Origin of the sequence: Pseudomonas sp. NPDC079367 (genome assembly GCF_044542195.1) — a bacterium.
Taxonomy (GTDB): domain Bacteria; phylum Pseudomonadota; class Gammaproteobacteria; order Pseudomonadales; family Pseudomonadaceae; genus Aquipseudomonas.
Genome location: NZ_JBITTW010000003.1, coordinates 1 through 20,759, shown reverse-complemented (window position 1 = coordinate 20,759; position 20,759 = coordinate 1). Strand labels below are relative to the sequence as shown.

Genomic DNA, 20,759 nt, shown 5'->3' with positions numbered 1-20,759 from the left:
GGTGCAAGCCGTGGCGGTGTGCCAGCCATGGAGCGCCAGTGCGAGCAGGCTCACTCCCAAAAAGGAATGAGCCTGGCTGGGGATGGCGGGTCAAATCGACCGCTGATTCACCCGCGCCATCAACTGTTCAGCACTTTCCTTGCGCTCGGAATAGCGGTCCACCAGGTGCGCCTGCTGCCCACGCAGCAGCACGGTGAACTTGACCAGTTCTTCCATCACATCCACCACACGGTCGTAGTACGGCGAGGGTTTCATCCGCCCTTCTTCGTCGAATTCCATATAGGCCTTCGGCACCGAGGATTGGTTGGGGATGGTGAACATGCGCATCCAGCGGCCGAGGATGCGTAGTTGGTTGACCACGTTGAACGACTGCGAGCCACCGCAGACTTGCATCACCGCCAGGGTTTTGCCTTGGGTCGGGCGGACGGCGCCGAGTTCGAGGGGGATCCAGTCGATCTGCGCTTTGAACACGGCGGACATCGCGCCGTGGCGTTCCGGCGAGCACCAGACCTGGCCTTCCGACCACAACACCAGATCGCGCAATTCCTGCACCTTGCGATGGTCGACCGGGACGTCGTCGGGCAATGGCAAACCGGATGGGTTGAAGATCCGCGTTTCGGCGCCAAAGTGTTCGAGCAGGCGCGCGGCCTCCTCGACCAGCAAACGGCTGAACGAGCGCTCGCGGGTCGAGCCGTAGAGAAGAAGGATGCGCGGTTTGTGTTCGCCGACATTCGATGGCTTAACAGCGTCGATCAGGCTGGCGTCGAGGTTGGGCAAATGATTTGTCATGAAGCCTCCTTACAGCGTGCCGATGCGATCGAGTTCGGCTTTCAGTTGCTCGCGACTGAGCGAGTGAAACGGCAGATCGAGGAAGGCTTGGCAGCGTTCACCGATGCGCATCAGAGTGGCTTGGAATGCTCCGTCGATTGTCGCTTCGTCGCCCTGCACTTCGGACGGATCTTCCAGTCCCCAATGCGCTTTCAGTGCCGGGCCGAAATACACCGGGCAAGTTTCGCCGGCGGCTTTGTCGCAGACAGTGATAACGATATCCGGCGGGCTGTCTTCAAAGGCTTCGTTGCCTTTGCTGTGCAACCCGTCGATGGCGATTCCGTACTTTTGCAAGGTCGACAGGCTGCGCGGCAGGACTTGGCCTTTGGGAAAACTGCCTGCACTCACCGCTTGGAAACCAGCGGGGGCCAGGTGATTGAACATGGCTTCGCAAAGAATGCTGCGGCAGCTGTTGGCTGTGCACATGAACAGGACTCGCATCGATGCGCTCCGTAGAAAATGGAAGATTCAGCAACAGGCGCGTTCGCGCACGGGACGGCCATCCATGTGTTGCAGGCGTGCGGCGTTGTCTTTGAGCCAATCGGTATTGGCTTTGGACGTCACCTGGAGGATTTCGCCAATCCATGCCGGCAATTGCGGATTGAGGCGGTAATACACCCATTGGCCCTGTCGCCGGTCGAGCAGCAAACCATTGCTGCGCAGTTGCGCGAGATGGCGGCTGATTTTCGGCTGGCTCTCGGCGAGCGCACACATCAGCTCGCAGACGCAGAGCTCACCTTGCTCGGCGATAAGCAGGATGGCGCGGACACGGGTTTCGTCGGCGAGGCTTTTGAAGACTTCGGTGGGGGTGATCATGGTGCTCGGTTCGCCATATGCGGGAAGACGAATATACGGATAGCCACATATATGGTCAATCAAGATCAAAAGATCGCAGCCTTCGTCAGCTCCTGCAGAACTCGGTGCAGGAGCTGCCGAAGGCTGCGATCTTTTGATCTCAAAGGTTTAGCAACAACCCCTGCTCCGCCTCACACAACCCCACCATATAATCCCAAACCACCCGCAGCCGCACCGATTTATGCAGCTCCCGCCGTGTGCTGATCCAGTAGCTGCGCTCGATGCTTTCATCCGGCAGCAGCGCGACCAGATCGGCATCGGACTCGGCCATGTAGCAGGGCAACACTGCGATGCCCAATCCCGAACGCGCCGCTTCCTGCTGCGCGATCACGCTGGTGCTGTGGAACACCACGCGCGGGCTGCGACAGAAGCTGTTGAGGAACATCAATTCCTGACTGAACAGCAGGTCGTCAACGTAACCGATCCATGCATGTCGGCCCAGGTCTTCGCGGCTTTGCAGTGGCGGCGCGTTGTCGAGGTAGGTTTGGCTGGCATACAGCGCAAGTCGATAGTCAGTGAGCTTGCGCGTGACGAGCATATCGGCGGATGGCCGTTCGAGGTGGATGCTGATTTCCGCTTCGCGGTTGAGGATGCTGACAAAGCGCGGCACGGCGACCAGTTCCACTTCCAGCCCGGGATAACGCTCGAACAGCCCGATCATTCGGGAAGCGAGAAATTTGATGCCGAGGCCTTCGGTGACGCCAACGCGGATCTTGCCCAGCGGCGCGGTGGACTGGGTGATTTCTTCCTGCGCCAGCAGCGCGACGTTTTCCATCGCTTCGGCGTGTTTGAGCAGCGCCTCCCCCGCCGGGGTCATCTCATAGCCCTGTGCGTGCTGAACAAACAGCGCGGTGCCGAGGCTTTTCTCGATCGACTCGATGTGCCGCGCGACCGTCGCGTGGGTAGTGTTGAGCCGACGCGCGGCAGTGAGCAGGCGACCGCTGCGTTGCAGTTCGAGAAAAAAGCGCAGGTCGTTCCAGTCGAACATGGCGGTTCCTTGTCGGCTATCGTCGTTTCAGGCTGTTTGAAAACGCACAGCGGCTGTGCAAAAACTAACATTCTTTTAACGAAAGCTAACAACTAGAGTGTCCGACAATAAAAACAAAAAGCGAGGTCAGGGCATGCACACGTCCCTGGATGAATTCGACTACATCGTGGTCGGCGCCGGCCCCGCCGGGTGCCTGCTGGCCAATCGGCTTTCAGCGGATCCCCAGCAGCGGGTGTTGCTGCTCGAAGCCGGCGGCCGCGACAACTACACGTGGATTCACATTCCTGTGGGTTACCTCTTCTGCATCGGTAACCCACGCACCGACTGGTGCTTCAAGACCGAAGAACAACCGGGCCTCAATGGCCGCGCGCTGAGTTACCCGCGCGGCAAGGTGCTGGGCGGCTGCTCGTCGATAAACGGCATGATCTACATGCGCGGCCAGGCCGGCGACTATGACGGTTGGGCGGCGGCTGGCAATCCGGGCTGGGCGTGGAACGACGTGCTGCCGCTGTTCAAACAGAGCGAAAACCACTTTGCTGGCGGCGCTCAATTTCATGGCGATCAGGGCGAATGGCGAGTCGAGCAACAGCGTCTGTCGTGGCCGATTCTCGATGCCTTTCGCAGCGCTGCCGAGCAAAGCGGCATCGCCAGCATCAATGACTTCAACCAGGGCGACAACGAAGGCTGCGGCTACTTTCAGGTCAACCAGAAAGCCGGGGTGCGCTGGAACGCGGCCAAGGCCTTTTTGAAACCGCTGCGCAGCCGGGCGAACCTGACTGTGCTGACCGGCGTAGAGGTTGATCGTGTCTTGCTGGAGAACGGCCGCGCGACGAAAGTCAGCGCGCGCCATGAAGGCCAGATCAGACAGTTCAAGGCGCGCAAGGAGATTGTTTTGTGCGCCGGCTCGGTCGGTTCGCCGTGCATTCTGCAGCGCTCCGGCATCGGTCCGCGGCCGCTGCTTGAGCGCTTGGGCATCGGCGTGATTCATGAGCTGCCGGGGGTGGGCGGCAACCTGCAGGATCACCTGCAATTGCGCCTGATCTACAAGCTGGAAAACGCGCGTACCTTGAACCAGATCGCTGGCAGCGTGTGGGGCAAGATGGGCATGGGCCTGCGCTATCTGTACGACCGCAGCGGGCCGTTGTCGATGGCGCCGAGTCAGTTGGGCGCGTTTGCCCGCTCCGGCCCTGAGCAAACCTCGGCGAACTTGCAATATCACGTGCAGCCGCTGTCGCTGGAGCGCTTTGGCGAGCCGTTGCACAGCTTCCCGGCGTTCACCGCCTCGGTGTGCGACCTGCGCCCGCAGAGCCGTGGGCGCATCGAGATTCGCTCCGCCGATCCGCAAGCGGCGCCGCTGATCCAGCCCAATTACCTCAGCCACCCGCAAGACTTGCGCGTCGCCGCCGATGCGATCCGCCTGACCCGGCGCATCGTCAGTGCCCCTGCCTTGGAGGCGTTCAAACCGGTGGAATACCTGCCCGGCGCCGACCTGCAAAGCGAAGAACAATTGCACGAAGCGGCGGCAAAAATCGGTACGACGATTTTCCACCCGGTCGGTACTTGCCGCATGGGCAACGACGGCGACGCGGTGGTCGATGCGCAACTTCGCGTGCACGGCGTACCGGGTTTGCGCATTGCCGATGCGTCGATCATGCCGAAAATCACCTCGGGCAATACCTGTTCGCCTACGCTGATGATTGCCGAGAAGGCTGCTCAACTGATTTTGGCCAAACCTGTACACAGTTCTAATGTGGGAGCGGGCTTGCTCGCGAAAGCGGAGTGTCATTCACCCTTGATGTGACCGACCCGGCCCCTTCGGGAGCAAGCCCCCTCCCACAGTTTTTTGCAGCAGACTCAAGGCATCGCGCTTCACCCGGACACGCAACACCAGTGGAACAACAAAAACAATCACTGTGAGGGATACCGATATGTCAGACCACGCTCAGCCGCTGGACGCCGCGGGTAGCGCCGAGACCGGCAATGCGACACAGAAAGTCATCTTCGCCTCATCACTCGGGACGGTGTTCGAGTGGTATGACTTCTTCCTCTACGGCGCCCTTGCGGCGGTGATCAGCAAGCAGTTTTTCGCCGGAGTCAACGACACCACCGCGTTCATCTTCGCGCTGATGGCGTTCGCCGCCGGCTTCATCGTGCGGCCGTTCGGCGCATTGGTGTTTGGCCGCTTGGGCGACATGATCGGGCGCAAATACACTTTTTTGGCGACGATCATTCTGATGGGCGTGGCGACGTTTTGCGTCGGACTGCTGCCGACCTACGCCAGCATCGGCATCGCGGCGCCGATCATTCTAGTGGTGCTGCGCATGCTTCAGGGCCTGGCGCTCGGCGGCGAATACGGCGGCGCGGCGACCTACGTGGCCGAACACGCTCCCATCGGCAAACGCGGCTTCCACACCAGCTGGATTCAATCCACCGCGACCCTCGGCCTGCTGTTGTCGCTGCTGGTAGTGCTCGGTTGCCGCTACTTCACCGGCGATCAGTTTGAAGTCTGGGGCTGGCGCATTCCGTTCCTGCTGTCGATCGTGCTGCTGGGCATTTCCACCTGGATTCGCCTGAGCCTGCACGAGTCGCCGGCCTATCTGAAAATGAAGGAAGAAGGCAAAACCTCGAAGGCGCCTATCCGCGAATCCTTCGGCAAATGGGAAAACCTCAAAGTCGTGCTGATCGCCCTGTTCAGCATCAACGCCGGGCAAGCGGTGACCTTCTACGCCGCGCAGTTCTACGTGCTGTTCTTCCTCACGCAGTTCCTGAAAATGGACCCGGCAGTGGCCAACAGTCTGCTGATCATCAGCGTGGTGATCGGCGCGCCGTTCTTCATCTTTTTCGGCTGGCTGTCGGACAAGGTCGGGCGCAAACCGGTGCTGATGCTCGGCCTGCTGCTGGCAACCGCGCTGTACTTCCCGATCTTCAAATCCCTGGCCCACTACGCCAACCCGGCGATTGATCTGGCCAGCCGTCAGGCACCGATCACCGTGCTCGCCGACCCGGCGACTTGCACCTTCCAGTTCGATCCGGTGGGCAAGGCCAAATTCGACAGTCCCTGCGACAAGGTCAAGACCTTCCTGGTCAAGCAAGGCCTGCCCTACTCCAGCGTTGCTGCGCCGGCGGGTAGCGCCGTGCAGGTGAGTGTCGGCGACGTGAAGCTGGATGGTTTCGATGAGGCGGCACTGCGCGGCGCGATCACCCTCGCCGGCTATCCGCAACAAGCCGATATGCAGCAAATCAACAAACCTATGATCGTCGCACTGATCGTCGCGCTGATTATCATTTCCGCTATGTGCTACGGCCCGCTCGCCGCGCTGATGGTCGAACTGTTCCCGACACGCATTCGCTACACCTCGATGTCGCTGCCGTATCACATCGGCAACGGCTGGTTTGGCGGATTCCTGCCTACCGTGTCGTTTGCGCTGGTGGTGTACACCGGGGATATTTTCTACGGGCTGTGGTATCCGGTGCTGATTACCGGGGTGAGCCTGGTGGTGGGGATGATTTGCCTGCGTGAGACGAAGAATATCGATCTCGACAAGAACTGAAAACGCGCTGACAACAATGGCGAGGGACGCGATCCTCTCGCCATTTTTTTGGCTCAGATGTCCGCTTTGATCACTTCGAATTTCACCTGGTCCGGATAAAACGCCAGGTAGTCGCGGATCGGCGCGACTGACACTTTCGGATTTTCGTAAGTCCACGCTGCGTTGGCGACCTCATGCCCAGGCACCTGCAGGGTGAAATAACTGGCGTCCCCCTTGTATGGGCAATAGCTGCTGTGGTCGGTGCGGGCAAAATATTTCCCGTCGATGTCTTCGCGGGGGATGTAGTACACCGGCGGGTAGTTGGCTTCGTTGAGGATCAGCGCGTGGGAGGAAGCGGCGACCTGAATGCCGTGGAATTTCACCAGCAGGCAGCCGCTCAGTTGTTCGACGCTGATCACGGGGCTGGGGCTTTTCATGGGAATTCTCCTGAAGACGGCGAAGAGACCGGTTCAGGTATAGCCGATGGGCTCGGGTCTGGTTGAGATTGCAGCCGAACGGCGAAAATCTTTGGCAATCGTTTTATCTGTATATCCATACAGATAAAAGTTGCTCGCGCCGCAGACTCCAGCCATCCTGTGCGCTCCCACAAACCAATCAGCGATGGTAGCTATGCGGCTGTACCTCTGTGAAAAACCTTCCCAGGCCAAAGACATCGCGGCCGTGCTCGGCGCCAGGCGTCGCGGCGACGGTTGCTGGTTGGGGACGGACGTCACAGTGACCTGGTGCATCGGCCACTTGCTCGAAACTGCTCCGCCGGATGCCTATGACGCGCGCTACAAACGCTGGGTGCTGGCCGATCTGCCGATCATTCCCGACAAATGGAAAATGACCGTCAAGCCCCGCACCGCCAGTCAGTACAAAGCGGTGAAGCGCCTGCTTGGCGAGGCCAGCGAACTGATCATCGCCACCGACGCCGACCGTGAGGGCGAGATGATCGCCCGGGAACTGGTCGAACATTGCCGCTATCGCGGGCCGATCCGCCGCTTGTGGCTGTCGGCGCTGGACGAGGCATCGATTCGCAAGGCCTTGGCCGCGCTGAAACCGGGAGCCGAAACATTCAGCCTGTATCACTCGGCGCTGGGCCGTTCACGCGCGGACTGGCTGATCGGCATGAACATGAGTCGACTGTTCACCTTGCTGGGCCGGCAGTCGGGTTATCAGGGCGTTTTGCCGGTGGGCCGAGTACAGACGCCGACCTTGCGACTGGTGGTGGACCGCGACCGCAGCATCGCCGATTTCGTCCCCGTACCGTTCTGGGCAATCGACGTGGATTTGCTGCACAACGGCACGGCGTTTACCGCGCAATGGCGCGCACCTGCGGATGTTTGTGATGATCAGGATCGCTGCCTGAATCAGGCGTTGGCGCAACAAGCAGCGGCGGCGATCAGCAGTGCAGACAGCGCACGGGTGATCAAGCTGAAAACCGAGCGCATGCGCGAAGTCGCGCCCCTGCCCTTCGATCTCGGCACGTTGCAGGAAGTCTGCTCGAAGAAGCTTGGCCTTGGCGCCCAGGAAACCCTCGACATCGCCCAGGCCCTTTACGAAACCTACAAAGTCATCACCTACCCGCGCAGCGATTGCGGCTTCCTGCCGTTGAGCCAACACAGTGAGGCGCCGTCGATCCTCACAGCGTTGCGCCAGGCCGATCCGAGCCTTGAAGCGTTGCAGGGTTTTCTCGAACCGCAGCGGCGCTCAAGGGCCTGGAATGACGCCAAGGTCAGCGCTCACCACGGCATCATCCCCACCATCGCCGCGAAGAACCTCGAACGTCTAACCGGCAAGCATCGCGCGGTGTACACGCTGATTCGCGCGCGCTACCTGGCGCAGTTCCTGCCCAATCACGAATACGATCGTACCCAGGCCGATTTCGACTGCAACGGGCAGGCGTTGCGTGCCGTGGGCAAGCAGATCATCGAACCGGGCTGGAAGCGCGCATTGCCCGAGGCACTGGCCCCGGCCAAGGGCCGCGAAGCGCCCGCGCCGCAAACCTTGCCGGCTCTGAGCCAGGGCGTCGAATGCGCTGTGTTGAAGGTGAATCTCAAGGATCTGTGGACGCAACCGCCAAAACCCTACACCGAAGGCGATCTGATCAAGGCAATGAAGAACGTCGCCAGACTGGTCGAAGATCCGCTGCTCAAACAGAAACTCAAAGACACCACCGGCATCGGCACCGAAGCCACCCGCGCGTCGATTATCCAGGGTCTGCTTGATCGAGGTTATATGGTGAAGAACGGTAAGGCGCTGGCTGCGACGCCGGCCGCTTTCAGCCTGATCGACGCAGTGCCACGGGCAATCGCCGATCCGGGCACCACAGCCATTTGGGAACAAGCGCTGGACATGGTGCAAAGCGGCGAGATGAGTCTGGAAGAATTTGTCACCAAACAGGCCGCGTGGATGAGCAAGCAGGTCACCCGTTGCTCCGCCCTCAGACTGACCATCAGCGGCCCGCCTCCCGCCGGCAAAGCCGCAGCGCCGTGGAAGAAAAAACGCAAGTCGACGGCCAGCAAAACCGCCGGTCCGCGCAAACGCACGACACGGCCGGCGACCCGCTGAAAGCCTTAGGGGTGCCTTCTGCAGGTTGCTGAAACGTATCTTTTCTCATTCCAAAACAGCTTTGTCCGACAATATGTAGTGCTCGAAAATAATCACTACAAAACCGTTGACGGCGTCGTTTTGCTTTTGCATGATGAAGACGTTCCCCGATCGGGAGCGCTGGTAACACGCTTGAGCAAACTCGTCTGACCGCCGAGTTGTTTTTTCCGGATACACGCTGCCCACAAGGCAGATTGAAGAAGCTGACCTGGCCTGAACGTCCAGTACAAGGACGAGAAGCGCTGGCGAAAATTCTCAAGACGCTTGTGGTCGACACTGGACATGTCGTCAAGGAGCCTCCCGGTTTTCGCTGCTTCTCCTCGTTGTGACGCTATTGCGTAGCAGTTATTCAACACGACTACATGCAACAGATGCACGACCCCGTACTTCACACGGGCGAGCGCTGACGTCCTGGTTTCGGTGCCAGGGATCAACTAACCGATGGGCTACCTGTATTAGCGAATCAACTTTGAAAGATCACCAGACTGGTCAAGGGGCATAACAATGAATCTGAATAATCAACCCACCATCGAAGAACTGGCTCGGATGTTCGCGGCGCAAAAAGACAGCCACGACAGCCACATTCTCTGGATCAGCAAGTCGGGTCAGGTGCATATCGACTGCCTGTCGCCCCACGCTGGCGAAGAAGAATTCGACCGCAACCATCAGAACCTGCTGGCCCGCCTGAAGATGTATCGCCGCGGCCACGGTTATGTCGGCAAGAAGGCGGCGGCCGACAAGGACTTCATTGGCAGCGTGCTGCAGACGCTGAAGCAGGCGTGGGATTCGATGCAGAACAAAAATGAAGTTCGGGTGATTGATCGGTTTTATTGAGTAATATCTGCAATCACGAAAGGGCCTGCTTCCAAGGTGGAGCAGGCCCTTTTTACATCCAGAACGCGCGCAAAGATGTTCATGCGTTATGCGTTTGCAGAACAAGGTCAACAAGCGCCAGCGCCGCCGCGCTGTGATAATTATTCCTGCGCCGCAACAACGCCGCTCCACGCTGTGGCGCCTCCCCTTCGACCCGCAAGCGGCGCCATGCGCGGTCTTCGCTGGCAATCGCCTCGGGCAGCATGGTCGCCAGCGGCGCATGCCGCACCACTTCCAGCAACGTACTCACCGAATTCACTTCAATCCGCACATGCGGCGTAATCCCGTGCTCACGGAAATACTCATCCACCAATAACCGCGTAATGAAGCCCGGCGCCAGCAAGGCGAAATCCATTGAAGCCAATTCCGTCGACGTCAACACCGAATGGCTGTCATAGAGCGGATGCCCAGGCCCGACCATGATCCCCAGCGTCTCGGTAAACGCCGGTATGCATTCGATATCGGCATTGCGCACCGGCGTAAACGCGATCGCGACATCCAGCGAGTCATCCGTCAGCCCGGCCTCGATGTCGTCCATCGACAACTCGAAGATCTCCAGATGAATCCCGGGAAACCGTGCCCCGTAGTCGCGCACCAGTGGCCCGACCAGATACGCCATGAACGTCGGCGTCATCGCCAGGCGCAGCGTGCCGCGGGACAAGTCCTTCACGTCGTGCAAGGCGCGCTGCCCGGCTTCCAGCTCCACCAGCACGCGCCGCGCGCATTCGATGTAAGCCGCGCCGGCATCCGTCGGCTTCACCGTGCGCGAGGTGCGATCGAACAGGCTCACGCCGAGGGTCTCTTCCAGTTGCCTAATCTGCTGCGACAACGTCGGCTGCGACACATGCAGCGCTTCGGCGGCGCGGGTGAAGCCACCGTGATCGGCAACGGCGAGCAAATAACGCAAATGTCGCAACAGCATGAGGGCACCATCTATAGGCAGGACTTATGCGAAGCATTGTATATCGGTCTTGGACGCTATGAATCGACCGGCGCAACATTGTTTCCACACAAGCAAGCCAACCCCTGAAAGGAGTGACACCATGCAACAGTCCCACGCCTACAACGACAACAGCCTGGCCCTGACCACCCGCGTTCTCGACGCCAAGGCGAAAAAAGATCTGTCGTGGCAGGATCTTGCTGACGGCACCGGCCTCAGCCTGGCCTACGTCACTGCCGCCCTGCTCGGCCAGCATCCGTTGCCGGAAAACGCTGCTAAGGTGGTCGGCGACAAACTCGACCTCAGCGCGGATGACGTTGCCGCCCTGCAGATCATTCCTCTGCGTGGCAGCCTCAGCGGCGTGCCGACCGATCCGACCATCTACCGTTTTCACGAAATGATCCAGATCTACGGCACCACCCTCAAAGCGCTGGTCCATGAGCAGTTTGGTGATGGGATCATCAGCGCGATCAACTTCAAACTGGACATCAAGAAAGTCGAAGACCCGGAAGGCGGCTCCCGCGCCGTGGTGACCCTCGACGGCAAGTTTCTGCCCCTGCGCCCGTTCTGATGCGCCGGCCCGCACCCTGCGTGCGGGCCATCCGATTTCCGCCAAGAGGACACGCCCCATGAAAGCCTTGATCGACGGCTTCCTGAAATTCCAGAACGAAGCTTTTCCGCAACGCAGCGAACTGTTCAAACACCTGGCGACCACACAGCAACCCGGCACGCTGTTCATCACTTGTTCCGACAGCCGTGTGGTGCCTGAGCTGCTGACCCAGCAGGAACCCGGCGAGCTGTTCGTGATCCGCAACGCCGGCAATATCGTGCCCTCCTACAGCCCACATCCGGGCGGCGTGTCAGCGACGGTGGAGTATGCGGTGGCGGTGTTGGGAGTGACCGATATCGTGATTTGCGGCCACTCCGATTGCGGCGCGATGACCGCGATTGCCCAGTGCAAGTGCATGGATCACCTGCCAGCCGTCAGCGGCTGGTTGCAGCATGCCGAGTCGGCGAAGGTGATGAACGAAGCGCGCGTGCATGGCAGCGACGCGGCGAAGTTGAGCTCGATGGTGCGCGAGAACGTGATCGCGCAACTGGCGAATATTCAGACCCACCCGAGTGTGCGCCTGGCCCAGGAGCAAGGGCGGCTGAATCTGCATGGCTGGGTCTATGACATCGAGACCGGTTCGATCGACGCGCTCACTTCCGATCGTCGCACCTTTGTACCGTTGGCCGAGCAACCAACCACTTGCGCGATCAGCGCTAGGACTTCCAACGCAGCCTGACGCCCGGGCCGGTGATCGTTCCCACGCTCTGCGTGGGAATGCAGGCCGTAACGCTCTGCGTCACTGGACGCGGAGCGTCCCTAGAGGCGTTCCCACGCAGAGCGTGGGGACGATCAACAGATCAGCGTTTCACCGTGAGATCAATCTGAGTCATGCGACTGCGCACGGTAAAAACGCCATCGCCGGAGAGAATTGCACTGCGCGCAAACAGGCGCCCGCTCTCCCAATTTGAAAGACCCAGTTCCGGCTTGTTCAGCGCGTACTGGCCATCGACCCAACGCGTGATGCCGTTGCCCACGAACGGCGCATTCACGGCATTATAGAAACGCTCCTGAGCCGCCGCATCCTCACTGATCAACGACACGGTGAATTGCGGGCTGTAACGGTTGAACAGCGCAATTGCCTGATCCAGATCCTCGACGATCATCAGGCTGACTTCCGGGGTTTCCTCCCATTCCCACTCGCGGCCCAGGTCCGACTCGGGCAAGGATTCGGCCAGCGCTTCGGTCCGGTAACCCTGCGCACGATAAACCTCGACCGTCGCGTTCCGCCATTCGCTTGGCAGGCAACTTTCACTGCCCTCGATGATGTGCAATTTGCAGCCTTGGCCGCGCGCCGTGCCTGCGCCTTTCAACGCATCGAGAAACAGCGGCACCAGTTCAGCGGCGCGTTCACGCTGAATCAGGCAGACATTCAGGGTGTTGCAGACCTTGCGATCCAGCGAGTTGCGCACCACCGCCGCGAAGCGTGTGGCGTCTGCGTCACGGTCGGCGACCAGCCACGCGCCGCCGGTGCCATGCAGGCTCACGGCGGTGCCCGCCTGCTGGGCAATGCTGCCCAACTGGCTGACCGCGCGCCCCGAGCCACGCGCCACCGCCAGCGACAGACGCCGGTCGGCGAACATCGCCCAACCGGCGGCATGATTGACGCTTTCGACCAACGACACCGCGCCAACCGGCAAGCCGGCTTCGGCCAGTGCCGGGTTCAATCCATGGGTGACGATGGCTTGCGCGGTGCCCAACGCATCGCTGCCGATGCGCAGCACAGCGGTATTGCCAGTGCGCAACACCCCGGCAGCGTCAGCAAATACGTTGGGTCGGCCTTCGAAGACAAATGCGACGATGCCCAGCGGCGAGACGACTTGCTCAACCTTCCAGCCGTCGTGCTCGACGCTGCTGATGACTTTGCCACGCGTCGGTGGCGCATCACGCCAGGCGCGCAGCCCGGCGATCATGTCGCGGCGCATGCGTTCATCCGCGAGCAAGCGTGTGGTCGAACGACCGCGCGCCTTGGCCCGCTCGATGTCCGCGCGGTTGGCAGCTTCGATCTGCGTCCAGCATTCAGGATTTTCCAGGCGCTGAGCGAACAGGTCGAAGAATTGACCGATGGCTTCATCGGGCACTGTCGACAAAGCGCTGAATGCCGCAGCCGCACGCTCGATCGCCACCGAGGCGGCCTGTTGATCGGCCACAGGGATCAGCAACAACTCGCCTGTAACTTGCTCGACCAGCAAATGGTCTCCGGGCTGAAACCGCGCGGCCAGTTCGGGGCTGACCACGGTGACGCGGTTACCAGCGAAAGGGATCGGCGTGCCAGCGACTAGACGTTCGAGCGCAAGAGACATGAAGCGGATTCACCATGCAGAGGGCGGCCGGAAAATGTAGCGCAATACGGGCTCAAATACACCTCTACAAACACTAAACAAACCTGTGGTGTTCAGGTGGGTCAGAACACCGACCAGCCAATCCGCGAGCTCAGCAACTCCAGCGCCGCCATCCCCGCCAGCGAATTACCCGCCGCGTTCAACTCCGGCGACCAGACGCACACACTGAATTGCCCCGGCACTACCGCAACAATCCCGCCACCTACCCCGCTCTTGCCCGGCAGACCAACGCGATAAGCAAAGTTACCTGCCTCGTCATACAAACCGCTGGTCGCCATGATCGAGTTCACCTGCTGGGTCTGGCGGCGCGTCAGGATCTGCTCGCCACTGTGCTTGCAGAACCCGTCATTGGCCAGAAAGCAGAACGCCCGGGCCAGATCGATGCAATTCATCCGCAGCGCGCAATGGCTGAAATAGCTGCGCAATACTGCTTCGACATCGTTGTGAAAGTTGCCGAACGACTGCATCAGATACGCCATCGCCGCATTGCGCGCGCGGTGCTGGTATTCGGAGTCGGCGACCTTGCCGTCGATCATGATCTGCGGGTTGCCCGACAGGCGTCGGACGAAGTCGCGCATCGACAGTGTCGGTGCGGCGAAGCGCGACTGGTTGATGTCGCAGATGACCAGTGCCCCGGCATTGATGAACGGATTGCGCGGGCGGCCGCGCTCGAATTCCAGTTGCACCAGCGAGTTGAATGGCTGGCCGGACGGCTCGTGGCCAAGCCGTTCCCAGATCGCTTCGCCGGAATGATCGATGGCCTGTACCAGGCTGAACACCTTGGAAATACTCTGCACCGAGAACGGCGTTTCAGCGTCGCCGGCGCAGTACATTTCGCCATCGTTGCTGTACACGGCAATGCCCAATTGGTTGGCCGGCACGGTGCCGAGGGCGGGAATATAGTCAGCAACTTTGCCCTGCCCGATCAGGGGCCGGACCGCGTCAAGGATCTCGTTCAACAGCGCTTGCATGCCGGGTTCCGAAAGTTTCGCCCCATGGGATTGCGGGGACACTGGGGCTAGACGCTGCGCCCGCCGGTCGCATCACACCGGCAAGCGCGGCGCAAAATGTTCTAGGCTCAAGCGGACCATTCAGACACAGGAGAGCACCATGCACCTCGAAGGCTCCTGCCATTGCGGCGAAGTCACGTTCAGCCTCGACAGCGCCCATCCTTATCCCTATCAACGCTGCTACTGCTCGATCTGCCGCAAGACGCAGGGCGGTGGCGGTTATGCGATCAATCTCGGCGGCGATGCGACCACCCTCAAGGTTCGCGGGCGCAAAAACATCAGCGTCTATCACGCGAAAATGAAAGCCGAGGGCGACAAGCGCGCCCATCGCAGCAGCGCCGAGCGCCACTTCTGTGCGCTGTGCGGCAGCGGCCTGTGGCTGTTCAGCCCGCAGTGGCCGGAGCTGATTCATCCATTCGCCTCGGCGATCGATACGCCGCTGCCGGTGCCGCCGGAACACACGCACCTGATGCTTGGTTCGAAAGCGCCGTGGGTTGAGCTCGAGGCCAAGCCGAAGGATCAGCAGTTTGATGAATATCCCGAAGAATCGATCGCCCAGTGGCATGAGCGACTCGGCGTGACCCGCTGAATACCGCGCCCTTCGCGAGCAGGCAATATCAATCAGTCCAGATGCGCCCAGGTCATCCTGAACAACGCTCCACCCCACACCGAATCGCCAACCTCAACTTGCCCGCCATGGGACTGCGACACCCGCCGCACCAGCGCCAGACCCAGTCCGAAACCACCGGTGCGCCGGTCACGGCTGGCGTCGAGGCGCGAAAACGGTTCGAAAATTTTTCCCCGTCCATCCAGCGGCACGCCCGGCCCGTCATCGCTGACCCGCACTTCATAGTCATCGCCGTTGCGCAGCAGAGACACCTCAACGCGCTGCTCGGCATAGCGGATGGCGTTGCGCAAAAGGTTGATCACCGCCCTCGCCATAAAACGCGGTTCAATGCTCACGATGTCAACCTGGCAACCTGAGATCGACAACTGCACACCCGCCGCTTCAGCTTCCAACGCGACACTGCCGACAACGCTGTCGAGCCAGTCGGCCGCGTGAATTTTCTCGCGTTTGATTACCGTCGCGCCGTGCTCGAGGCTGGCGTAGGTCAGCAGCTCCGAGACCATTTCCTCAAGCTCACCGAGGTCGGCATACATGTCGGCGATCAGCTCGCGATTCTGGCTTGGGTCCGGCTGTTGCTTGAGCTGATCGAGTTCGAACGACAGCCGCGCGATCGGCGTGCGCAATTCGTGAGACACGGCGTTGGTCAGTTCGCGCTGGTTGGCGATCAGCCCCTCGATGCGCGCCGCCATCAGGTTGAAGTGCTCGGCCAGATCGCGGATGTTCGAGCGCCGCGATAACTGGATGCGCACCGACAAATCGTTCGCGCCGAAACGCTCGGCGGCCAGCCGCAGCTTTTCCAGGTCGCGCCAGTGTGGACGCACCCAGAAAAACAGAACGATGCCGATCAGCACTGCGAGCATCATGTAGGCTGCGGTGATGTAGAACGGCATCAGACTCGGCTCCGGCGGCAGCTTGATGCTGAGCAACTGCGCGCCACCATCGATATTGCTGATGAACTGTGTGTAATCGTCGCGGATCACCAACAGGTTCCGCGCGAGCTCGGCTTTTTCCTGCGGTGTCAGGGCCAGTTGATCGGCCTCGACCAGACTCAGCGACAGACCGTAATGCGCGCGCAATGAATCGAGTTTCTGTTCACGCTCGGCGCCCTGGCGACCTTGCAGATGATCGACCAGCGACCACGCCTGACCACGCACGGCTTCACGGTTGTAATCCTGCGTCTGGCTGTCGAGCAACGCGTTGAAGGTGTGCTCGACCGTCTGCAAGGCCAGCACCAGCCCCACTGTCATCACCAGAAACAGGCCGAGGAATAAGCGCAGCATCTACAATTCCCACGCAAATGGATTGAACAGATAGCCCTTGCCCCACACGGTCTTGATGCAGACCGGCTCGCGAGGGTTGTCCTTGAGTTTGTTGCGCAATTTGCTGATGTAGACATCGACGCTGCGGTTGAGGCCGTCGAACGCAATACCGCGCATGCGGTTGAGTATGTCGTCACGCGAAAGAATCTTGCCCGCCGCGCTGGCGAGCAACCAGAGCAGCTCGAACTCCATGGTGGTCAGCTCGATCAGCTCACCGGCCAAGCGCACTTCACGGCAACTGCGGTCGATGCTCAATTGCCCGAACTCAAGCGAACTGACCACGCTGGTGTCCGGCGTCTGCCGCCGTTGCAACGCCCGCAACCGCGCGAGCAATACCGGCGGTTTGATCGGTTTGATCACGTAATCGTCAGCGCCTGATTCCAGGCCGAGAATGTGATCGAGGTCGTCTTCCTTGGCCGTGAGGATGACGATCGGCGTATCCGACACGCTGCGAATTTCCCGGCAGACCTGCAACCCGCTCTGCCCCGGCAACATTAGATCCAGCACCACCATTTTCGGCTTGAATTCGAGAAACGCCGCCACGGCCAGATCGCCGCGATGCACCGTGCGTACCTCGTAGCCGTGTTGCTCAAGAAAGTGTGCGATCAGTGCGGAGAGACGTTCGTCGTCTTCGACCAGCAGAACTTTGCCGAAACCCAGGTTATCCATAACGACCGTTGCCAAGCCAAACGTGGAAGGGCCGATATTATGCGGGCATTCATCGAACAGGCGATGACGGCAGACAGCAAAAACCGGCCACGCGGGCCGGTTTTCGGTGATGTTTCATTCTCTTAAGAGTTTTTTACAATCAGACGATGATGTTCGTTTTTTGTATGAGCTGCCCCGTCATGCGGCGACCGGAACACCGCTGTGGAAGCGGAACTCCTCGTCCGGCGATTCGATCAGTTCCTGCTCGGCCGCGCGGACGCGCTCGATCACCTGAGCGACATCCTTGGCATCACCATACTGATACGCCAGTTTCAGATAACCCTGAAAATGCCGCGCCTCGCTTTTCAGCAGACCGAAATAGAATTTGCCCAGTTCTTCATCCAGATGCGGCACCAGTGCTTCGAAGCGTTCGCAACTGCGTGCTTCGATGAAGGCACCGACGACCAGCGTATCCACCAGTTTCACCGGTTCGTGACTGCGCACCACTTTGCGCAGGCCCGAGGCGTAACGGCCGGCGTGCAGTTGACGCAGCTCGATCTTGCGCCGCTTCATGATGCGCATGACCTGCTCGTGGTGCACCAGTTCTTCCCGGGCCAGACGCGACATCATGTTGATCAGGTCAACATGGGCGTGGTACTTGGCAATCAGGCTCAGCGCCGTGCTGGCGGCCTTGAACTCGCAGTTCTTGTGATCGATCAGCAGGGTTTCCTGGTCGGCCAATGCCGCCTGGACCCAGGCGTCGGGCGTGCGGCAGCCAAGGAATTCGTGGATTTCGGGAAGGATCATGGGGCTCACGGTAAAAAGGTGTTCGAGCGAAAGGCGCCGATTATACCGGCCTGCCCGCAGACCACCAGCAGCGGCTGTTGATATGCATCAAGTCGCAGACGTTCGGGTAGCAACTATAGTTGTGCAACGCCGTGCCTTTTCTTTGCTGGAGACTCCGCTCATGCAAGCCATTCGCAGCATTCTGGTGGTCATCGAACCTGAACATGCGCAAAGCCTGGCGCTCAAGCGCGCCAAGCTGATCGCCGGCGTCACTCAGGCCCACCTGCATCTACTGGTGTGCGACAAGAAGCATGATCACGCTGGGCTGCTCAGCGTGCTCAAGGCTGCATTGCTCGCCGAAGGCTACAGCGTGACCACCGAACAGGCATGGAACGAGAGCCTGCACGAAACCATCATCGATGTGCAGCAGGCCGAGGGTTGCGGTCTGGTAATCAAGCAGCACTTTCCCGACAGCTCACTGAAAAAGGCTCTGCTGACCCCGGCCGACTGGAAGTTGCTGCGCCACTGCCCTACTCCGGTGCTGCTGGTGAAAACCGCTGATTCGTGGAAGGACAAGGTCATCCTCGCGGCTGTTGATGTTGGTAATGCCGACGGTGAGCACCGGCATTTGCACAGCACCATCATTGATCATGGCTACGACATCGCCAGCCTGGCCAAGGCGCATCTGCATGTGATCACCGCGCATCCGTCACCGATGCTCTCGGCAGCCGATCCGACGTTTCAGCTCAAATCGACCATAGAAGCCAAATATCGCGAACAGTGTCGGGCGTTCCAGGCGGAGTTCGATGTCGATGACGAGCACCTGCACATCGAGGAAGGCCCGGCGGATGTGCTGATCCCGTTCATGGCGCACAAGCTCCAGGCCGCGGTAACGGTGATTGGCACGGTGGCGCGCAGCGGCCTGACAGGTGCGTTGATCGGCAATACCGCCGAAGCAGTGTTGGATGCGCTTGAGAGCGATGTGCTGGTGCTCAAGCCGCAGGAAGTTGAGGATCATCTGGTGGAATTGACCGTGAAACATTAAAAGCAAAAGATCGCAGCCTTCGGCAGCTCCTGCGGGTAGAACGCATTCCCATGTAGGAGCGGCCGAAGGCTGCGATCTTTTGCTGTTCAGGCGCCAAAGGCGTCTTTGAGGAAACCGGGGGCGATGTAGCGCTGATAATGCGCTTCCGACAGCAGGAAGAACTCACGATCAATGGCGTCACGCAGTTCCGGCAGGTTCCAGTCGCGGAACTCCGGCAGCAACACCATCCCGTACGCTTCCAGATTAACGATCACCCGCGCGCCCCGGGCAATCAACTGATAGGCCCAGCAATATTCCGACTGATGCGGTACGAAGCGGATCTTGCGCTGCTCCAGCTGCTCGCGCAGCCGCGCCGGGTCGAAGATCTCGACCTTGCTCGCCATCACTTGTGACAGCAATTGCTCCAGACGCAGCCAGACCGCGCGCTTTTCCTCCTCGTTGTACCCATTCCAATGGATCACTTCGTGGTGGAAACGCTTGCAGCCACGGCACACCAGGTCACCGTAAACGGTGGAGCAGAGGCCGACGCAGGGGGTCTTGATGGTCTGATTGGGCATAAATGGGCAGAACACTGAAACGCGGAACAGGCCGGCATGTTAGCCCTTTGTCGGGCATTGATCACCCCTCAAACAGCAAGGTCTCGCCAGCGCCTCACGTTTGCTCCGGCCGCGCTTATTGCCACGAAAGTCCAATAGAGCGCGACTTACCTTTAAATTTTTTTTGCCGTAGAATCAGCCAGCCTTTTAAGGCGCCAATGTCCGTTAGAAGCTGTTTTCAAAGCGTCACGAGCACAGTCGTTCCTTCAGAGCGGTGTTGGCGAAGGGTTTTTCCAGCGGGGAAAAGCCCAACGCCAACCCTCATCAGCTCCCCGTTCTGCAGGCGTAAAACTTTGAAAGCAGCTTCTGTAAGGAATTGCCGGTAATTCTGGCCGAACGACCCACAACGTCGTGACGCGCATGAGTACGGCAATTTCGGGATGAGCGTCCCGGACACCCATTTGGGACCACTGATGAGGGTAATAACTGTGCTTGAAGCCTACCGCAAACATATCGAAGAGCGTGCAGCCCTGGGTATCGTTCCCCAGCCGCTTAACGCCGAACAAACAGCAGGCCTGATCGAGCTGCTGAAAAACCCTCCGGCTGGCGAAGAAGCTTTCCTCGTTGACCTGATCACCAATCGCGTACCGCCTGGAGTGGACGAAGCCGCCTACGTCAAGGCCGGCTTCCTGTCTGCCCTGGCCAAGGGCGAAGCCTCCTCCCCTCTGCTGGACAAGAAACGCGCTGTCGAACTGCTCGGCACCATGCAGGGCGGCTACAACATCGTCACTCTGGTTGAACTGCTGGACGACGCCGAGCTGGCGCCAGTCGCCGCCGAAGAACTCAAGCACACCCTGCTGATGTTCGATGCTTTCCACGACGTCGCGGAAAAAGCCAAGAACGGCAACGTTCACGCCAAGGCCGTGCTGCAATCCTGGGCTGACGGCGAGTGGTTCAAGAAGCGCCCGGTGCTGGCCGACAAGATCAGCCTGCGCTTATTCAAGGTCACCGGCGAAACCAACACCGACGACCTCTCCCCTGCGCCAGACGCCTGGTCGCGTCCTGACATCCCGCTGCACGCCCTGGCCTTGCTGTAAATGGCCCGTGACGGCATCGTTCCGGACGTGCAAGGCAAGAGCGGCCCGATGAAGCAGTTCGACGAAATGCGCGGCCAGGGTTTCCCGATCGCGTACGTCGGTGACGTGGTC

The 20,759-nt window shown here is 60.1% G+C and carries 20 protein-coding genes and 1 pseudogene; 9 read left to right on the top strand and 12 right to left on the bottom strand.

All coding sequences use genetic code 11. The features are described from left to right. Positions 1 to 90 precede the first annotated feature (90 nt). The 4 genes from arsH to ACIGDJ_RS06215 all read right to left on the bottom strand — a co-directional run bounded on the left by arsH (position 91) and on the right by ACIGDJ_RS06215 (position 2,671). Complete coding sequence (gene arsH / locus ACIGDJ_RS06230) at positions 91 to 789, bottom strand: arsenical resistance protein ArsH (RefSeq protein ID WP_397478529.1); 699 nt, start codon at positions 787 to 789, stop codon at positions 91 to 93. A 9-nt stretch (positions 790 to 798) separates the two neighbouring features. Beyond that, entirely contained in the window at positions 799 to 1,269 is a 471-nt protein-coding gene (locus tag ACIGDJ_RS06225) for an arsenate reductase ArsC (protein WP_397478530.1), read from the bottom strand. A gap of 27 nt (positions 1,270 to 1,296) precedes the next feature. Next, positions 1,297 to 1,644 carry a metalloregulator ArsR/SmtB family transcription factor gene (locus ACIGDJ_RS06220; protein WP_313004796.1) on the bottom strand — a complete coding sequence of 116 codons (348 nt, stop codon included), beginning with the start codon at positions 1,642 to 1,644 and terminating at the stop codon, positions 1,297 to 1,299. Between the two features lie 139 nt (positions 1,645 to 1,783). After that, positions 1,784 to 2,671 (bottom strand): LysR family transcriptional regulator, encoded by an 888-nt coding sequence (locus ACIGDJ_RS06215; protein WP_313004794.1) that lies wholly within the window; start codon positions 2,669 to 2,671, stop codon positions 1,784 to 1,786. Between the two features lie 133 nt (positions 2,672 to 2,804). Here ACIGDJ_RS06215 and ACIGDJ_RS06210 point away from each other — a divergent pair, with 133 nt between their 5' ends. Together ACIGDJ_RS06210 and ACIGDJ_RS06205 are read left to right on the top strand one after the other, a co-directional pair. Further along, positions 2,805 to 4,472, top strand: a complete 1,668-nt coding sequence (locus ACIGDJ_RS06210; RefSeq protein ID WP_313004792.1) for a GMC family oxidoreductase N-terminal domain-containing protein — start codon at positions 2,805 to 2,807, stop codon at positions 4,470 to 4,472. A gap of 127 nt (positions 4,473 to 4,599) precedes the next feature. Next, on the top strand, positions 4,600 to 6,222 hold the full coding sequence (locus ACIGDJ_RS06205; RefSeq protein WP_101155206.1) for an MFS transporter: 1,623 nt from the start codon (positions 4,600 to 4,602) through the stop codon (positions 6,220 to 6,222). 53 nt (positions 6,223 to 6,275) lie between these two features. Here the strand turns inward: ACIGDJ_RS06205 and ACIGDJ_RS06200 are convergent, their stop codons facing one another. After that, entirely contained in the window at positions 6,276 to 6,638 is a 363-nt protein-coding gene (locus ACIGDJ_RS06200; RefSeq protein WP_101155208.1) for a DUF427 domain-containing protein, read from the bottom strand. A 193-nt stretch (positions 6,639 to 6,831) separates the two neighbouring features. Between ACIGDJ_RS06200 and ACIGDJ_RS06195 the strand changes: the two genes are divergently transcribed. After that, a complete protein-coding gene (locus ACIGDJ_RS06195) occupies positions 6,832 to 8,775 on the top strand; it encodes a DNA topoisomerase III (RefSeq protein WP_397478531.1) in 1,944 nt (647 codons plus the stop codon). A 543-nt stretch (positions 8,776 to 9,318) separates the two neighbouring features. Next, positions 9,319 to 9,648, top strand: coding sequence for a hypothetical protein (locus tag ACIGDJ_RS06190; RefSeq protein WP_073471181.1), 330 nt, complete (start codon positions 9,319 to 9,321; stop codon positions 9,646 to 9,648). Between the two features lie 79 nt (positions 9,649 to 9,727). On the opposite strand, the gene cynR is transcribed toward ACIGDJ_RS06190, so the two are convergent. Beyond that, a complete protein-coding gene (gene cynR / locus ACIGDJ_RS06185; RefSeq protein ID WP_397478532.1) occupies positions 9,728 to 10,609 on the bottom strand; it encodes a transcriptional regulator CynR in 882 nt (293 codons plus the stop codon). A 121-nt stretch (positions 10,610 to 10,730) separates the two neighbouring features. On the opposite strand from cynR, the gene cynS reads away from it, so the two are divergent. After that, positions 10,731 to 11,198, top strand: a complete 468-nt coding sequence (gene cynS / locus ACIGDJ_RS06180) for a cyanase (protein WP_101155214.1) — start codon at positions 10,731 to 10,733, stop codon at positions 11,196 to 11,198. Positions 11,199 to 11,256: 58 nt separating this feature from the next. Continuing rightward, positions 11,257 to 11,916 carry a carbonic anhydrase gene (locus ACIGDJ_RS06175; RefSeq protein WP_101155216.1) on the top strand — a complete coding sequence of 220 codons (660 nt, stop codon included), beginning with the start codon at positions 11,257 to 11,259 and terminating at the stop codon, positions 11,914 to 11,916. Positions 11,917 to 12,037: 121 nt separating this feature from the next. Here ACIGDJ_RS06175 and ACIGDJ_RS06170 read toward each other — a convergent pair whose 3' ends face one another. Further along, complete coding sequence (locus tag ACIGDJ_RS06170; protein WP_101155217.1) at positions 12,038 to 13,540, bottom strand: aldehyde dehydrogenase family protein; 1,503 nt, start codon at positions 13,538 to 13,540, stop codon at positions 12,038 to 12,040. Positions 13,541 to 13,641: 101 nt separating this feature from the next. Beyond that, positions 13,642 to 14,550 carry a glutaminase B gene (glsB, locus tag ACIGDJ_RS06165; RefSeq protein WP_024013269.1) on the bottom strand — a complete coding sequence of 303 codons (909 nt, stop codon included), beginning with the start codon at positions 14,548 to 14,550 and terminating at the stop codon, positions 13,642 to 13,644. 139 nt (positions 14,551 to 14,689) lie between these two features. Here glsB and ACIGDJ_RS06160 point away from each other — a divergent pair, with 139 nt between their 5' ends. Continuing rightward, positions 14,690 to 15,178: a GFA family protein gene (locus ACIGDJ_RS06160; RefSeq protein ID WP_313004773.1), complete on the top strand. Its 489-nt coding sequence runs from the start codon at positions 14,690 to 14,692 to the stop codon at positions 15,176 to 15,178. Between the two features lie 32 nt (positions 15,179 to 15,210). On the opposite strand, the gene ACIGDJ_RS06155 is transcribed toward ACIGDJ_RS06160, so the two are convergent. From ACIGDJ_RS06155 to ACIGDJ_RS06145, 3 genes are all read right to left on the bottom strand, one after another. Then, positions 15,211 to 16,497 carry an ATP-binding protein gene (locus ACIGDJ_RS06155; RefSeq protein ID WP_397478533.1) on the bottom strand — a complete coding sequence of 429 codons (1,287 nt, stop codon included), beginning with the start codon at positions 16,495 to 16,497 and terminating at the stop codon, positions 15,211 to 15,213. Beyond that, positions 16,498 to 17,205 carry a winged helix-turn-helix domain-containing protein gene (locus ACIGDJ_RS06150; RefSeq protein ID WP_313004769.1) on the bottom strand — a complete coding sequence of 236 codons (708 nt, stop codon included), beginning with the start codon at positions 17,203 to 17,205 and terminating at the stop codon, positions 16,498 to 16,500. 177 nt (positions 17,206 to 17,382) lie between these two features. Next, positions 17,383 to 17,991, bottom strand: a complete 609-nt coding sequence (locus tag ACIGDJ_RS06145; protein ID WP_041480839.1) for a tRNA-(ms[2]io[6]A)-hydroxylase — start codon at positions 17,989 to 17,991, stop codon at positions 17,383 to 17,385. A 160-nt stretch (positions 17,992 to 18,151) separates the two neighbouring features. On the opposite strand from ACIGDJ_RS06145, the gene ACIGDJ_RS06140 reads away from it, so the two are divergent. Next, on the top strand, positions 18,152 to 19,015 hold the full coding sequence (locus ACIGDJ_RS06140) for a universal stress protein (protein WP_397478534.1): 864 nt from the start codon (positions 18,152 to 18,154) through the stop codon (positions 19,013 to 19,015). 86 nt (positions 19,016 to 19,101) lie between these two features. Here ACIGDJ_RS06140 and ACIGDJ_RS06135 read toward each other — a convergent pair whose 3' ends face one another. Then, positions 19,102 to 19,572 (bottom strand): DUF1289 domain-containing protein, encoded by a 471-nt coding sequence (locus ACIGDJ_RS06135; RefSeq protein WP_101155227.1) that lies wholly within the window; start codon positions 19,570 to 19,572, stop codon positions 19,102 to 19,104. 467 nt (positions 19,573 to 20,039) lie between these two features. Here ACIGDJ_RS06135 and ACIGDJ_RS06130 point away from each other — a divergent pair. Next, positions 20,040 to 20,759 (top strand): annotated as a pseudogene (locus ACIGDJ_RS06130) (aconitate hydratase B); the annotation flags it as partial.